A 16,855-nucleotide genomic window follows, 5' to 3' on the forward strand; every position below is an offset into this window, starting at 1 on the left:
TACATGATCTTTTGACATGAGTAAAACAACATCAATTATTTTTGCGCACACACAAGGGTTGGTCGACATTTCATAAATGGCTTGTGCTGCAGGCTAAAATTGAGCATGAGACGTATATGTTGTAAACATAGACGAAGTGTCAACAAACCCTGTTTATTATACGCCTGTCCATACAAAAGGGGCGCAGCGTGTTTAGCCAGATCACGCCCCAGAATGGAGTATTTTTAAGATTGAAACTTTTTTGAATTAAATTCAATCTTTTCAGTCAAGGCAAAGGATGGGGGGAAGATGTATCATCCTGTTGTTGAATTAAACGCAGCAATTCGGTTTGCTGTTCACCATTTAAATGCTGTTGAATCTGTTCTAACAGGCTTTGTGGAGTGATGCTTTCCAATTCAGGTTCAGTTAAAGTGTCGGTTTCAATCACTTCTTCATTAAACACCAGGTTCTCATAAATGGTGTCAAACTTTTCCTGCAAAGGCTGTAGCTGCATATCAAACAGCTGTTTATTTTCCAATTTTAAGCATTGATATTCAATTGCATGTTCCAGTAATTCGATACGATTACCCGTAGCAATAATTTGCAGACGCGGAAAAGCCTGATGCAGGCGCTGTAAAATCACTTGAGAAGTATTTTGATCCAGCTGGTGATCAATCGCATCAATCAGCAAAATGCCATCGCCTTCCAGACAGGGATATAAACTGTTGGGATTGAGCAGGCACAAGCGCCGTACGATATCTCCCACCAAGGCGATCCAGTTTTTGACACTGTTGGAAAGCTGCTGATAGAGCATGGTTTTTTCTGCATAACTCACCATCAGTTGTAATTTGGGCTGATATTGCAAATAAATATCTTCAAAATCGGGAAGAACGGTGCTTAAGGCCTGTTTTAAAGCATCCAGACTGGGCGCGTTCATTTGTTTTTGTGCATTCACCAGATGTTGCAAAAAGTCATTTTCTTTATTCTTCTGAATGGAAGGATGCGACACCAGCTGTTGAAACAGCTGCGCAATCTGGGCATTTTCAATATCGCTGATTTCACGAAACCATTCAAAGAAACGGCTAAAGGTGGTATAGGGAATGCTGGAAATTTCATAGGCATGTGAATTCTGAAACACCACCGGATTATTTTTGTTCTGAATGTTTATTTCATTCACAAAGCGTTCTGCCGGGTAATAGGCAATTAAGGGCAAGCCTTGCAGCTGATCGTGTTTGAGCGCGTTATGATAGAGCTCCACCAGATTGTCTAATTGCTGGGTTTCAGCCTTGCTGGTGCCAACGCCATGACTATTTAAGGTTTTATAAATTTGCCAGTCACACACAGTGAGTGTTTTGTCTCCAGCTTCGCTAGACGCATTTAAAGTACCAATATCAGGCGGAATATGAACCCGAATATCAATTTTGGATTGCAGGCGGGTAAACATGATGTCCTGATCCAGCATCACCACACCGGTCGCACGCAAATCTTTATAGCGCGCAGCAAACCAGGTCAGTGCCTGATAGGTAAATTTTAAAATGCCGGTTTTGCCCGAGCTTTGATCGCCCAGAATCAGGGTGATGGGCTTGTCGTTAAATTTCAGCTTGAGATCGGCAAAATGAAGCGCGTGTTTGAGTTGAATAGAATCGATTTTCATAAAACACCTGCCTTGCAGCTGAAGCTAAAATTATTCTCCCACAGCTTTACGCAGCGATACCGGCATTTGCTTTTTCAGTTGTTGCAGCAAATCGTAAATGTGGTGAATATTTAAACTTACTTTAGCACGTGTGCAGGCCACGTAAAGCAATCTTAACTCTTCGTCACTAATTTTATGGTCTTTTTCATTGACCTTGAATTGATAGTCATCTTCGATATGCACACGATCCCATTCCAGACCTTTGGCTTTGTGTGCGGTCGAAATAATGTAGTCAGCCTGTTCAATCGGGGTGATTTTGGCCAAGGCTCTTTTGAGTGGATCTGTACCGTGATCATCTACCAGTTTTACTAAAGGCTTAATGTCACTGCCATCATTGGTTTCACAGTATTCATGCACATCATGCCATGAATTAAACCAGGCCAGTTCCGGCACATCAGTGACACGGCGGCCTTGTTTCAGCATGCTGGCGGCATCGACAAAACGGTTCAGTTTGGCATGATCGGCCTGCAAGCTGACTTTGTCGCCATGCACCAGTCCGGAAAGCAGTAATTCCATGGCTCGTGCATTGGTGCGGCATAAAATCGCATCACGCTGTTTGGTATGCGGTTTATTGACGACTTTGGAATTCAGATGCGGATTACCAAGTAAAGGTACCGTCTCGTTTAAGGCACCTAAAATGGCATTGGCATTCAAGGCAATTTCTTCACCAAAACGGAATGATGTGGTCAAGCGCGATTCAGGCAGCGGCAGCTGCTGCATGGCATTGACCGCACCACGCCAGGCGTAAATCTGTTGATGGGCATCGCCGACATAAATCACCTGGGTATTTCTCTGACGCAGCAAAATTCCCAGCATCAAAGGGTCGGCATCTTGTGCTTCATCAAACAGTACATAATCGGCAGGAATATTCGGCTCTGAGAGTGCCCAAAGTTTTAGATAAATATCATGTCCAATACCGGCTTGATGATTGGGATCAATCGACTCGAGCCAGCGCCGTTCAATGGCCGGATATAAATGTTTCTGCAATTCGTCAATATCGTCTGGATGTAACCAGCTCGGTGCTTGCAGATGGCGCGGTGCAGGATATTGCGAACTGGTCGAGCAGAAATAACTCACCGCATTGGCCACCAGACTAGCCAACCGCGATGGCATCATCACATATTTTTCATAACGCCCGCCCATCATCCGGCGCAGGGTAATCGGTTGTAGTCGATATTCTTTGGCAATAAAACTTGGACTTAAACGTGGCAGCCGCAGTTTGTCAGTCACGCCACGCGGCGCACTACGAAAAGCCAGTGAGTGAAAGGTGCGACAGTCGACATTGCGATGAAATTTACTTTGCGCCTCGCTAGCAATCGCTTTGTTAAATGCCAGATACATACCACGCCGCTCGGGCATGGCATCACTGATCATTTGCAAGGTGGTGGTTTTACCTGTGCCTGCATAGGCAATCACTTTAAAGGATTTACCTAAACGCGCATTATCTATGGCAATCGCTTGCTCATAAGTGGCGCTCGGTTTTTTCGGATCAGACACAGTCATGGGCTTAATGTTGACGACTGGCTTTTTCAACCAGGCCAGACAAGCCTTGGCGACGCGCGAGCTCGTTGAGTACCAGTTGTGGTTCAAGATCGAAATAGCCCAACATCACAATAGTATGGAACCATAAATCTGCCACTTCATAAATTAGATCATTTTTATTGTCTTCATTGGCCTCGGCTTTAAAGTCTTTCGCTGCAATGATGGTTTCGATACTTTCTTCACCGACTTTTTCTAAAATTTTGTTTAAGCCTTTGTGATACAACTTGGCTACATAAGAGGAATCTGGATCGGCTTTTTTACGCTCTGCCATCATCTGACCTAAATAATCTAAAACTTCCACTTGTTCAGATTGCGCAGTTGAAGCATTCATGGCCAGAGTATGTGGATTGTGTGAATTGGCAGATTTTTCAGTATAAATTTGTTTTGGATCTTTCAATTGTGCATCAACAATTTCCCAGCCATTTGCAGTGAGTTTGCGATAGAAACACGATTCACGACCGGTATGGCAAGCAATACCGCCGTGCTGTTCGATCTGCAATACAATTACGTCGGCATCACAGTCCAAGCGGATTTCATGCACGGTCTGGAAATGACCGGATTCTTCGCCTTTATGCCACAATTTTTGACGCGAACGAGAGAAATATACCGCCTGGTTTTTTTCCGCAGTTAAGGCTAAAGCTTCACGGTTCATCCACGCGACCATGAGCACACGGCCAGTTTGGTGATGCTGTGCAATGGCAGGGATTAGACCTTGTTCGTTAAATTTTACTTCATCGAGCCATTGCAAGTTGTTCATGAGAATTTCACCAAAATATATGTTCAAAATTAAAAAGAGCGAATGAAAATCGCCACTGCATAGTGTACGTGATTAGCGCTGCTTTGAGAAAAAAATATACGCCTCATCATTTCGTTTCTTCATCGCTTGTAGCGGAGCTTAAAACTTGAAAATAGCGTGGTCTATTTTTTATCGATCAAAACAAGTGAAAAAACAGGGGATTTATGTATAAGGTACAGTTCATCTTATAAATGAACCTGTATTTAAAATGGGTTTATAAATCCTGCATAAACTGTGGGAAGTTTTGCTTTTCGACCATTTCTAAAAATTCATCGCCCAGACGCTGGCTTTCTGCTACCGATTGATTCCACATCTGAATCCGTTTTTTCTGATCCAAGCCTTTTAAAGTGAAATCTTTACGATCAGGCAAACGCCCCAATGGTAAAGATTGCAAATAGTCTTGTGAGGGTGAAAGCAGTAAAGTTCGTGCCTGATTTTCAGGCTTGGCCTGGCGTTTCTTTAACAGCATCTTGTCGAACCAACCCGGGGTGATGCTGTCGCTAAAGTGCGGATACAACACAATGCCCTGACTTTCAAAGGGCAGATCCAGGTGATAATCAATTAAGCCACCATCGCGGTAGCTGCCTTTGGGCGCATTCGGAATATCACGAATAGCCGCCATCACGCCGGGAATGGAGGCAGAAGCCATCAGCCAAGGCGTGACATTGTCTTGGGTTAAAGTTTGATAATGCGTGACAAAATCATCATCTACTTTAAACTGCGTACCTGTTTCAGGTTGGCTGATGACCCGCTGCATAAATAACCGGTTATGCTTGCGTGCCAAGGCATTGCTGCTGACGATGCCTACCACAGAAGCCAGCAACGGCAAGGCTTGGTCACTTTGAAAGATATGCTGCGCCTTCACCGAAATTACTGCAAGATGATAATCTGCATGTTGTACCAACTGTTGTTCTTTACCTTGAATCAGATTGACCAGCATCTCGTGGCAAATATTACCTACCTGCTGACGCGTCATTTTTTTATGGAAATACAGGTTGGTATAAAGTTCTGAAAGGCGTTCGGTTCCTTCTTTCGCCCCCCAAGCAGCAATACTGGCAAAGCGCCAGCTGCCAATAGATGAACCAATCAGGGTTCTGCGCTGTGGTGCCTGAGCTAGAAAATCACCGAAAATGGCCTGATCTAAACCTTGAATACCAATCCCTTTGGGGCCACCTGCAGCGCCAGGGATAATATCGACTTGCTGGGCAAGTAAACCGTCTTTTTCAATCAATTGACGTGCCAAGTGACCCGCACGGATGTTTAATGCTGGTGGACGTTTCTGCAGGATTTGCGTCATGATCTATTATTAAATATACAAGGATATGCTTATTTTAAGTAGCTAGCTCAGGGCAACAATGGCGAGATGATTCAGTTGGTGACTATGTAGTCACTCTAAGATCACAGGTGATTCATGCTATTAGATTTAACGCATTTGATGATGGATTACTCTACTCCTGATGACATTGAGGTGAAATTTACTATAGAAAAATTATGATCTAAGCAGACTAATGATGACATTACGAGCGAAGATCGTTTTCAATATTTTATAATCGCAACAAGGTCATTTTTTAAAGGGCTTAGATTAGCATTTGAAGTGCAACCCCATGTTCTTGGAATAATACCTGACTCGAACTTTTAAATCCGAGTCTTTTTCTTGGGCGATGATTGAGTCGGTGAGTAATCTCGGTAATATAGTCGTCTGAATAGTCCTTTAAATCACTCCCTTTTCTAATATATTGCCTGATCAAACCATTGGTATTCTCATTCGTCCCTCTCTGCCATGCACTGTAAGGATCGGCAAAGTAGAATTCTATTCCTAACTCAGCAGCGATTTGCTCATGCAAGCTAAACTCTTTGCCATTATCGGCAGTGATGGAGTGTAATTTCTCTTTGACTGGATCTAGCAAGTGAACCGTGGCTTCACCCACCTCCTGACTTTTACGAGTGCTACACTTCTTTAACCATAAGTAGCCGGTTTTTCTATCGACGATTGAAACCAGAGACTGATGATGATTCTTGCCGACAATCGTATCTATTTCTAAATCGCCAAAACGTGACCGCTCTTCAATGATCTTCGGTCTGTCATGAATACTTTTACGGTTATTGAGTTTCCCGCGCTTTTCTGGGTGTCCATACTTTCTTTTACGTTGGTTTCTAAAACGTAAATGCAAATACAGGTCACCTCCTTTTATTTTATCCTGTTGGATATAACGCTAGATCGAATGCATGCTGACAGCAACTTGAGAGGCGATCTGTTCAGGACTCCATTGCAAAGCAAGATAGCTTTCAACCTGTTTCCATACAGTGGAATTTATGGTTCTATGGTTCGAAATATGGCGTGTTTTAGCCAGTTTGTGAGCATGCTTGGCAAAGTAGCCATTTCGATTGCGTTTGATCTCCCTGGAAATCGTAGAGGGAGCACGGGTTAATCTGCGGGCAATATGACCTGTGGAAAAACCTTCACGTCATAAAGCATAAATCTGATATCTTTCTTTTTGAGTGAGATGAGAATAGTTCATTGTGCAACTTTGACTTTGGTCGGTCTGGAAGCAAAATGCTATCTCATCTTGCTTCCTCGCTAAATTAATCTCTGTTGCACTTCATCTGAGAATCTAAGTTTGATTGTTTTTAAAAGTTTTAATTTTAAACAGCTATTTCACTACCCGCCAAACGGCAAGCAAGCTGGAAAGCAGAATTAAAATAATGGATACATACCACGGTGCAATAATCGCAATCGATAACAAGATCGCCATGATACTGCCAAACATCCAGCTGCGTTTTTGCTGATGTTCCATTTGCAGACGCATGCTTTGCAGTTCATGCAACTGTTTGGAATGCCAGGCCGACTGATTTTTTAAACCGTTCAGACTATCGATCATCAGGCTTGGTAAATCTTGTGCACCCAGAAGAAGGTCTGGAATTTTTTGCCCCAATTCCTTCAGATTCTTCTGAGGATTCATTTGGGCTTTAATCCAATCGCTAAGGATCGGTTTCGCCAGTTTCCAGATATCCAGTTCCGGATAAAGGTCTGTTCCCAAGCCTTCTACATGCACTAAGGTTTTTAGCAATAGCATCAATTGCGGTGGAATTTCCAGATGGAAACGACGGGCGATATCCATGACCTGAATCAGGATGCCGGCAAAGTCCAGCTCATGCATTGGCTTCGATACCATTGGCCCCACAGTGCGATGCATTTCACGCGCTAAAGCATCTTGGTCTGTACCCGGTGGAATCCAACCGGCTTGATGTACTACCAGAATCAGTTGCATGAAGTCGCTGTTCATCACCGCCAGTAACATGCGTGCCACAGTCATTTGATCATGTTTGGACAGCTCACCCATAATCGCGCAGTCGAGCGCAATAAAGCGTGGATTACTCGGATTAATAGTTTCGACAAACACATTTCCTGGGTGCATGTCGGCATGGAAGAAGTTGTCGCGGAACACCTGGGTAAAAAAGATGGTTAAACCTTTCTCTGCCAAGTCCGCGCGATTCATCCCCATACGGTCAAAAGTGGCAATGTCGGAAATAGGAACACCGGTGATGCGTTCAGCGACCATCACGTCTTTGCTGTCCATATATACTTCAGGCACATACATCATGCTCGAGCCGGTGAAGTAATGGCGCATACGACGGGTATTATCGGCTTCTAAAGTCAAATCCAGTTCATTTAAAATGATTTGACGATAGTCCTGAATAATTTCAGAAAGATGCAAAGCGCGGGCAGCCTCTAAACGTTTTTCTAAGGCAGCACCGAGCCAGTCTAAAATCTCGAAATCCTGTAAAATTTGACTGCGAATATTGGGGCGAGTGACTTTCACCACCACTTCACGGCCATCATGCAGGGCAGCGGTATGCACTTGAGCAATGGAAGCTGCGGCAAGCGGTTGTTCATCGAAACGGGCAAACAAGGTATTCACATCGGCTTTTAGCGATTCCTGAATACGCATTTTGGCAAGGTTGTTGTCAAACGGTTTGACCCGATCTTGTAAAAGCACCAATTGTTGTAAAATTTCGGGTGGAATCAAATCTCGGCGGGTTGAAAGCAGTTGCCCTAATTTAATTGCCAGCGGCCCCATTTCCTCCAAAGCTTGTTTCAGCTTCAGCGGATTTTTACGTTCACGACTGGACCATGCCGCAGGGTGCATGCGAATCAGGCTTAAAGCATGACGGGCTTTTTCAGGTAATTCTTCCGCAGGAAACAACGTGTCGAGTCTATAGTGCGCGGCGATGCGCCAAAGTTCGAGTAAACGTGAAACGTGCGGAATCATAAATGTTTATACCTAGTTTTGAGTTGAATCAATCTGTGCCTGAAGCTGTTGAATTTTGGCTTCAGCCCGATCTAAATTTTGATTGAAAATTCGGGTATCTTGCTGCAAATCATCCATTTGCCAACGTGAGGCAAACAGACCGGTATCTTCTTTTAACGCATCTTCAGCAAAGAATAAATAACTTTCTAATGACCGTTTTAAATGTTTGGGTGCTAGCTGGATTTTTCCCAGTTCATGGGCCAAGGCAGGACCAATCCACGGACTTAAATGCGCAGCCAAATCCGGTTCGGCCTGTTGCATGATGCGTTGAATATCCTGCAACAGGTGATAGTCCCCTTGCAGCGGAATATTGCCAACACCATCTGCCAGCAGCAGTTTGATCAGCTCGACTACATTTTTAACCTGCAAAGTTGCGGTCGCTTCCGAAATCTGCTGGTTTTTATCGAATGGACGTTGTTCAAAAATGGAAGGTGTTTCGCTTTGACCGGTAACGGTTGGTTCTAGGCGCACCTTGTTGTCGTCAAAAAACACATCGACAGACAGCTGCGGTGACTCAATCACCACCCGCAACATTTTGCCTTGCAATTGATTGAGCTGGATACGGGTAATCGCATCCAAATCAATCACATGATGAATTAATCGTTCAACTGCACCGAGTGCAAGAATCGACCACATAGCATAAAACCTTAAAGTTTAAAGCCGCGGTGAACCGCCACAATACCACCAGTTAAGTTGTGGTAATCACAGTTTTGGAATCCGGCATTTTCCATCATACCTTTGAGGGTACGCTGGTCTGGGTGCATACGAATAGATTCGGCCAGATATTTATAACTTTCCGAGTCATTGGCAATAATTTTACCCATGATTGGTAAAGCCGTGAATGAATACAAGTCATAAAGTTTAGAAAATGGCTCAAACACCGGTTTAGAGAATTCAAGCACCAATAAACGACCGCCTGGCTTAAGTACGCGGTACATAGCAGCGAGTGCGGCATCTTTATCGGTAACGTTACGTAAACCGAAGCTGATGGTGAGTAAGTCAAAGCTGTTGTCTGCAAATGGCTCTAAAGTTTCAGCATTGGCCAAAACAAAATCGACATTGGTGCAGCCTGCATCGATTAAACGGTCACGACCGACATTCAACATCGATTCGTTAATGTCTGAAAGAACCACATGACCGGTAGAACCGACTTCACGACTGAAGACTTTAGCCAAGTCACCTGTACCGCCTGCAATATCCAGTACATGCTGACCACGACGTACGCCAGACATGTTAATGGCAAAGCGCTTCCATAAACGGTGAATACCAAATGACATCAAGTCATTCATGATGTCGTATTTACTCGCTACAGAATGGAACACTTCTGCCACTTTCTGGGCTTTATCTTCACTACTTACTGTCTGGTAACCGAAATGGGTGGTTGCACCGACATTACCGGTATTGGCACCACGTGGAAGATTGTATTTCGGTACTGAACCGGTTACTGGAGTATCGGTCAACTGTTGTTGTAGCGATTGTTGCTGACCTTGTGCAGTCCCTTGCGGAAGGGGCTCAGTTAAGAAAGGACTCACTTTGTCTTTTTTTTGTGCCGGCTCGGTTGTCGAGGTAGGCGTTTGATTTTCGTTAGACATTAGAGTCACTCCTAACATAAAAATAGGGTTAATGTTGCAGTGCTTGCATGATGACAGATTCTAGGACGTTGTACAGCAATCCGCATGCAATTGTTATGAATAATATACAGAAATCTGTTCTGAGTTTTTATTCACTGCGCAAATTTGTTATTTCCATCACCATATAAAGTCACTGAAATGGATGAGGATCGCCTGCATGAACCTTGTGGATAATTTGACGTTCAACCGCAGTGAAATCTTTCACGAACTTCTCTGCCGACTTTAACGGTTTCATTGCTAAAAAGCCATCCTGCATAAACTCATACATCACGTCGAAGTTATATTTGCTGGCTGTGCCTTTGCACATTTTAAAGGCGGTATAAACCACAAATGAGCGCATGTATTTATCTAAACTTAAGCCCAGCTGATCGAGTAAATCCAGCTGCTGCAAGCGCTGTTGGCCCTGATCCAGTTTTAGATAGGTCAGTCGCATCATCTCATCATTTAAGCTTTCATGCGGATGATAGTCCTCAAGCAACTGCATTGCCACCTGCTCATCCAGCTGCACTGCAAAAATGGCCAAAGATACGCCTGAGGTACCAGTTTTAACAGCATTTTCAGGAATCAATTTTTCTGCCTTGTGGGCATATTTCATTAAACGCGCGATTTGCTCAGCCAGGGCATCAAAGTCCGGACCGCCATACAGGCGATTCAGAAAATACTCCGACATCAACACATTATGCTTTTCTGCAAAAGGCTTGCTATGGGTAGCTTGCATACGTTGCTTTTGCCAGGCCTGTACATCTTGCAGGCGCCGAAAAATGTCAGGGTTTTGATGATAATTTAATTGATAATACAACTCTAAAAGATCATCTAATGCAGCCAGTTTAGACATTCTGTGTCTCTATTATTTTTTAGATGGCTAAATCTTAGAGCGAGATGGGCAAAGTCGCTATGACAAACTGCAAGAAAAATGATTTAAATTAAGTCAGTTTGCTGGAAAACGAAGCAATTATACGCAATATAAACACTATGGGTTTAAATTCAGTATTGTACTATGCTTGAATAGACTGAAATCTAGAAGAAAAGACGGGGAAAACATGACACTTAAAAAAACAAAAAATCCGTTGCTGGATGAAGATGAGCTTTCCCTGAATCTGATTGAAGCACAATATTTTTTAAAAGATACCCGCGATCAGAACAATGCCAAAAGCGTACTGGTGCTGGTCAATGGCATTGAGCTGGCCGGAAAGGGCGAGGCGGTGAAGCAGCTGCGCGAATGGGTCGATCCACGTTATTTGCTGGTCAAGGCCGATGCACCGATCATGTTTAATCAGAAACAGCCGTTCTGGCAACCGTATGCACGCTTTATTCCTGCCGAAGGGCAGATCATGGTGCTGTTTGACAACTGGTATAGCGATTTGCTGGCCACAGCCTTGCATGTGTCGAAACCTCTCGATGAAACCCAGTTTGATGCCTATATTGAAGATATGCAGGCTTTTGAGCAGGACTTAAGAAATAACCATGTCGATGTGGTTAAGGTCTGGTTTGACCTGTCCTGGAAATCCTTGCAGAAGCGGCTGGATAATCTGGATCCCAGCGAAATACGCTGGCATAAATTGCATGGTCTGGACTGGCGCAATAAGAAGCAATATGACAATTTGCAAAATCTCAGTCAGCGTTTTATCAAGGATTGGAACATCATTGATTGTGAAGATGAAAAAGCGCGTAATCAGCAATTTGCACAGATCATTTTGGCGGCTTTGAAAGACTGTCCCAAGCACCCGACCGAAGCAAAAACCACATGGAAACAGGCAGCTATTCCAGAGCTGCTGCTGCACCCGGAAAAGCAGCCCACGACTAAAGAAGACTATAAAAAAGAGCTGAAAGAGCTATCGGTAAAAGTGGCAGAGGCGCTACGTTTTGATGACCGTAAAGCCATTGTTGTTTTTGAAGGTATGGATGCGGCAGGAAAGGGCGGCGCCATTAAACGTCTGGTGAAAAATCTGGATCCGCGAGAATATGACATTCACAGTATTTCAGCCCCTGAACGATATGAGATGCGTCATCCGTATTTGTGGCGTTTCTGGACCAAGTTGCAAACCGATGAAGACATCCGGATTTTTGACCGTTCCTGGTATGGGCGGGTGCTGGTAGAACGCGTGGAGGGCTTGGTTAGTGAACAGGAGTGGCAGCGGGCTTATGAGGAAATTAACCGCTTTGAAAAGGATTTGGCCAATAGTCAAACTGTGGTGATCAAATTCTGGCTGGCGATTAGCAAGGATGAGCAGGCAGCCCGTTTTAAAGCCCGCGAAGAAACACCGCATAAGCGCTTTAAAATCACTCCGGAGGATTGGCGCAATCGGGAAAAATGGGATGCCTATCTCGATGCTGCCGCCGATATGTTCGAAAAAACCAGTACTTCCTATGCACCGTGGCATATCATTGCTGGCAATGATAAAAATACCGCGCGTTTAGCCATATTAAGAGCCATTCTAAAACAGCTGAGAGCGGATTAAGCTCTCAGCGGCGAGATTCATCTAGCTGATTATTGACATACTGAACAAAAGTTTTTAGCTCATTGGCTGCTTTTGCTGAATACTTTTGGCAATTTTGTAACAATCTTCTACGTGGGCATCGGCTACTTTTTTCATGACCATGTAGCCCAGACTTGCGGCAATAAGTTGTCCGCCTAAGGGAATAAATTTGGTCACCTGTTTGGTGATGACCTTGGCTAACACATTGTTGAGGGACTTTTTGACTGCCGTACGCGCAACCACCAAACCGGAAAATTCCACGCCACGTTTGCGCAGTTCCTTCCAATGCACTTGTTTGGTTTGCGGATCATAGACACTGATTTGTTCAGGAGCCAAACCAAAACGTGCATTCACATCCGGAATGAGTTGTGACAAAATTCCGACGTCGATGACCACATCGAGAAATGGAACAGGAATGACGGCTGCACCTGCAGAGCAGTAAGCACGTTTTTTGACAAGTTCTAGGCATTCTTCCCGAATGCTTTCCAAGTTTAATTGTGGATCGATTGCGTCTGGAATTTTATCTATTTTCATCATGTAATACCTTAAATTTCGTGTTATTTGTTCTATTCAACCATCATTAAGGTGTGAATTTCAAAGCATTTTTAAATTCAATGTCCAATTAAAAGTGACATAGACAGATGCAGATGTATAGTAAATAATCTTTATGCTTTTGTAGGCATTTCATTTTGCAAAAAAAACTGGAGAAAGTAAGTAATGGCCATTCATGTGATTCAAAGTCAGCGTATAGACGTGCTTGTGCACGCCATGCTGACGACCGTGAATAAGCCTGCCACAACACCTTTCCAGGTTCTGCAAAGCCAACATTTTATTGTACCGTCGCATGCGGTTGAAGCCTGGCTGACCCAGAAGCTGGCCGAACAAAAAGGTATCAGTGCCAATACCCAGTTTCATCACCGTATTCGTGGTTTGCAGTGGTCAGCCTATCAATGGGTGCTGACCGAACACAAAGAACAGGTTCGTAAAGCCAACATCCCCCGTATTATTATTAAGTGGCGGGTGTTTCAGACACTGAAAGCCTTTATTCAGGCTGAACAAAATCCTCTGGCACAGGATCATCCACTCCATCCCATCGTGCAGCGAATTTATGACAGTGCCGACCGGTTGGAACAAGGCATTGAAAAACAGCTGAAAAAACAGGGCATGCTGTACTGGGTTGCGGAACAGGTATCGCGCCTGTTCACACATTACATGGAATACCGTGGACATTGCCAAAAAAACTGTCCGACTCATAGCTGTAACTGTCAGACTAACTGGTTGCAAGCCTGGGGGCAGAACAGGGAACTGGCTATTGAGGACATGTTCTTTAAGACCAATAGCGAGATTTCCGAATTTACCCTAAATCAGGCCCGTGAGCTGGAAGCCTGGCAGCGCTGGTTGTGGCAGGAAGTGTTTCATCAGGACTTTGAACAGATGCAAAGTATTGATGCCATGTTCTGGGAAACACTGGACCATCCGGAAACATGCAAAGCTGCATTAAAAAAATTGCCACGACAACTGGTCATTTTTACCTTGCTGGATTTGCCGCCGATGCAGCTGGAGTTTGTCCGTCGTTTAGGCCAGTACATCGATATTTATATTCTGCATTACAACCCATCACAAGAATACTGGGCCGACAGTGTCGATCCGAACTGGAAAGCACGTTATGACGTGCGGGTTAAAGAACGCTTTATTGCCAAATATGAACAGCAGAACAAGAGCAAGGCCAGTGATGCTGATATTGAAAAATTCTTTCAGGAATTTACCTTAAATTTCAATGCGGAACAGCGCGAGTCACGCCATCCTTTGCTGACCCGTTTCGGTAAACAGGCGCGGGATCATTTCTCTTTATTATCCAACTTGTCTTCAGGCGAAGATGGGGTCTGGGCAGATGCCTTTGTGGATGAATATCAACAGAATTTACTGGGTAAAATCCAGTCCGACATTCTCTATCTGGTCGAACCGGAAAAGCATCAATATATGCTGGATGAACAGGATGAGTCGATTCAGATTCATGTCTGTCATTCCAGTTTGCGCCAGCTGGAAGTTTTAAAAGAGCAACTGATTCACTGGTTGGCACAAGGCAGCAAAGATGCACCACGCCGGCCGAGCGATATTCTGGTGCTGAGTCCAAGTTTAAGCGAACTGGAACCGCTGATCCGTAGCGTATTTGCCCCACCGCCGAGTGAACGCGATCTGATCCAGCAAAAAACGGGCAGCAGTCATCAACTGTCCAAAGACAGTGTTTATTTACCAATTCAGATTGCTGGTGTGACCCAGCTGGATGCGCTAAATGCCTGGCGAGCAGTACTGGGACGCATTGAATTGATTCAAGGACGTTTCAGCATTGAAGATTTTGCCGACTGGCTCAGCCTAAGTGCAAACCAGCAGCTCTATGGTTTAGAAGTCAACTCAATTGAACGTATCACAGCATTGCTGATTGATGCCGGCTTTAAAAGGGGGCTGGATGCGCAGCATTTAAAGCGTAGCCTGTGTGAAGGCGATGAAGATTATCGTTTCAGTTTTAAATTTGCACTCGACCGGCTGGCATTGGGTATCGCCATTCCTGAACATACCCTGTTTAATAACACGCTTAGTTTTGCTCAGGTCTTGCCGAGTGATTTTGAGCTGATTGGCAAGCTGATCCAGATTTATCAGGATTTTGATGTACGCCGTGACTGGATGATTGCGCATGAGAAAGGCAAAACTGTGCCGGTGGAGCAGTGGCTAAAATACCTGATGCAGGATATTGCCGAGTTTGAGCAAGTTGGTGTCGAATCTTTAGCAACTGTTTATAAAATTATTAAAAAGCAAGAGCGTATGTTGACGCTGGCCAGCTTCTACGATGAACATGATCATCATGCCTTACGTAGCTTGAGTTTACCCTTGCCTTATTTGCTGGCCGAAATTAACAATACGCTGGAAGCTCAGCTGGAACATGCCGAACCGACCGGACAGATTACCTTTAGCCAGATCGGGCAGATTCGCCCTGTGCCGTACAAGCTGATTGTGATGTTGGGACTGGACAGCGGTAAGTTTCCGAACCGGACCCAGCATTTGCCTTTTGACTTGATGGATTTGCTCAAGCCGCAGCTGGGCGACCGTTCCCGTCTGGAGGATGATCAGGGCGCATTTTTAGATCACCTGCTGCTGGCGCAGGAGAACCTGTGGCTGTTTTATAATGGTTTCGACATTAACGATGGTGAAGTGCGTGATCCATCCACCGTGTTGCAGGAACTGGTGCAACATCTGGCTTTTATTGTGCAGAGTAAACAAGCGGACAATCAAGCCGATGCCACTGTAGAGATCAATGGCGTGGAAGTGCCTGAACAACTACGGTCGCTGTATCATGTGCATCCCTTATTGCCGTTTGATCCGCTGGGCTTTGAATCGGCTCGACCGGTGCGTTATCAGGATCAGTGGTTTTGTGTGGCCGGGCAGATTCGCCATGCCACGGGCAAGCGGACATCCTGGGTAAATACGCCTTATCAGCTGCTGCAACAGGATATTCAGGTGCTGGACAGCCATCAGTGGATTCAGGATGTGACCTTTCCGGCACGTTTATATTTAAAAACCCTGGGTGTGGAAAACCTGCGTCCGGAAGATTTGCCTGCCGTGGATGAGCCTTTGTTGCTGGATGGTTTGGGACGCTATGCCGTGCGCCAGTTCCTGCAAAAGCAGGAAGGGCCAAGTAAGCCCGAATTACTGATGGATCAGCTACCCATTGGCAAGCTAAAACACAGTAGCTGGGAAATCAGCCTGGTAGAGCAGCAGCGCCTGAAAGACCGTTTGCTGAAATATGCGACCGAAGTGACGCCCACTACACAGCAGGTCTGGAAGGTCAATGATCATGTTTATATGAACATCAGTCTACCCAAGCATGGCGCAGAAAAATGGGTCAGTCTGGATGCTTCCAGTGCCCGTGCCAAGCGTCGTGCCAAAGTCTGGCTGGAGTATTTGCTCTGGCTGGCTTATCTGAACATGGGCGAGGGTGGTGAAAAACTGGCGCGAATAGTCGTGTTTAGTGACCGGACCATCTTGTGTCATGGGGTAAGTTCCAACAAGGCACGCGAATGGCTGGACCACTGGCTGGCTGCCTGGAAATATGGACAGACCCAGCCGCTGGTTTTACCTGCAGCCTTGCTGCTGAAAATTGCTGAAAAAGACAAAGAACATGACTGGCAGCCGAATGAACAGAATCAGATGTGTATTGATGATATGGACGTGATCTATAAAGACTGGCATGAAGATGGCAAGTTCAGCGGTTTTTCGGTGGCGGATAATGAAGCGACCAAAATGCACCGGGACTGGCAGTTTATTTTACAGGAACAGGATGCCACTGCACTGCTGGAAGATGCCTGTGCGCAATTTTCCTATCAGCTCTATCAACCGGTATTTTTGCATCAACAAGTGATTGAAGAATAAAC

12 protein-coding genes and 1 pseudogene are annotated in these 16,855 nt (G+C 44.8%); 2 read left to right on the forward strand and 11 right to left on the reverse strand.

The annotated features are described in order from the left end of the window. Positions 1–265: 265 nt before the first annotated feature. The 10 genes and pseudogenes from LZZ98_RS08710 to LZZ98_RS08750 form a co-directional block, all read right to left on the reverse strand. On the reverse strand, positions 266–1,633 hold the full coding sequence (locus LZZ98_RS08710; protein ID WP_237787505.1) for an ATP-binding protein: 1,368 nt from the start codon (positions 1,631–1,633) through the stop codon (positions 266–268). 30 nt (positions 1,634–1,663) lie between these two features. Next, entirely contained in the window at positions 1,664–3,169 is a 1,506-nt protein-coding gene (locus tag LZZ98_RS08715) for a 3'-5' exonuclease (RefSeq protein ID WP_237787506.1), read from the reverse strand. Positions 3,170–3,179: 10 nt separating this feature from the next. Continuing rightward, positions 3,180–3,971: a bifunctional phosphoribosyl-AMP cyclohydrolase/phosphoribosyl-ATP diphosphatase HisIE gene (gene hisIE, locus LZZ98_RS08720; RefSeq protein ID WP_237787507.1), complete on the reverse strand. Its 792-nt coding sequence runs from the start codon at positions 3,969–3,971 to the stop codon at positions 3,180–3,182. A 253-nt stretch (positions 3,972–4,224) separates the two neighbouring features. Next, positions 4,225–5,307, reverse strand: coding sequence for a patatin-like phospholipase family protein (locus LZZ98_RS08725; RefSeq protein ID WP_237787508.1), 1,083 nt, complete (start codon positions 5,305–5,307; stop codon positions 4,225–4,227). Positions 5,308–5,587: 280 nt separating this feature from the next. Beyond that, complete coding sequence (locus LZZ98_RS08730) at positions 5,588–6,217, reverse strand: IS30 family transposase (protein ID WP_330848200.1); 630 nt, start codon at positions 6,215–6,217, stop codon at positions 5,588–5,590. 6 nt (positions 6,218–6,223) lie between these two features. Then, a pseudogene (locus tag LZZ98_RS15610) lies at positions 6,224–6,460 on the reverse strand (helix-turn-helix domain-containing protein); the annotation flags it as partial. A gap of 201 nt (positions 6,461–6,661) precedes the next feature. Continuing rightward, the gene (locus tag LZZ98_RS08735) at positions 6,662–8,281 is read right to left on the reverse strand and encodes an ABC1 kinase family protein (protein ID WP_237787510.1); all 1,620 of its coding nucleotides are present in this window, start codon (positions 8,279–8,281) and stop codon (positions 6,662–6,664) included. Positions 8,282–8,293: 12 nt separating this feature from the next. Further along, positions 8,294–8,956 (reverse strand): ubiquinone biosynthesis accessory factor UbiJ, encoded by a 663-nt coding sequence (locus LZZ98_RS08740; RefSeq protein ID WP_237787511.1) that lies wholly within the window; start codon positions 8,954–8,956, stop codon positions 8,294–8,296. A gap of 11 nt (positions 8,957–8,967) precedes the next feature. Beyond that, the gene (ubiE, locus tag LZZ98_RS08745; protein ID WP_237787512.1) at positions 8,968–9,912 is read right to left on the reverse strand and encodes a bifunctional demethylmenaquinone methyltransferase/2-methoxy-6-polyprenyl-1,4-benzoquinol methylase UbiE; all 945 of its coding nucleotides are present in this window, start codon (positions 9,910–9,912) and stop codon (positions 8,968–8,970) included. Positions 9,913–10,081: 169 nt separating this feature from the next. Continuing rightward, entirely contained in the window at positions 10,082–10,786 is a 705-nt protein-coding gene (locus tag LZZ98_RS08750) for an FFLEELY motif protein (RefSeq protein ID WP_237787513.1), read from the reverse strand. A 205-nt stretch (positions 10,787–10,991) separates the two neighbouring features. Here LZZ98_RS08750 and pap point away from each other — a divergent pair, with 205 nt between their 5' ends. Beyond that, complete coding sequence (gene pap / locus LZZ98_RS08755) at positions 10,992–12,410, forward strand: polyphosphate:AMP phosphotransferase (protein ID WP_237787514.1); 1,419 nt, start codon at positions 10,992–10,994, stop codon at positions 12,408–12,410. Positions 12,411–12,464: 54 nt separating this feature from the next. Here the strand turns inward: pap and LZZ98_RS08760 are convergent, their stop codons facing one another. Continuing rightward, positions 12,465–12,962 (reverse strand): hypothetical protein, encoded by a 498-nt coding sequence (locus LZZ98_RS08760; RefSeq protein WP_237787536.1) that lies wholly within the window; start codon positions 12,960–12,962, stop codon positions 12,465–12,467. Positions 12,963–13,145: 183 nt separating this feature from the next. On the opposite strand from LZZ98_RS08760, the gene LZZ98_RS08765 reads away from it, so the two are divergent. Further along, positions 13,146–16,853: an exodeoxyribonuclease V subunit gamma gene (locus LZZ98_RS08765; protein WP_237787515.1), complete on the forward strand. Its 3,708-nt coding sequence runs from the start codon at positions 13,146–13,148 to the stop codon at positions 16,851–16,853. Positions 16,854–16,855: the final 2 nt, after the last annotated feature.

The organism is Acinetobacter sp. SM34, from assembly GCF_022012365.1.
GTDB lineage: Bacteria > Pseudomonadota > Gammaproteobacteria > Pseudomonadales > Moraxellaceae > Acinetobacter.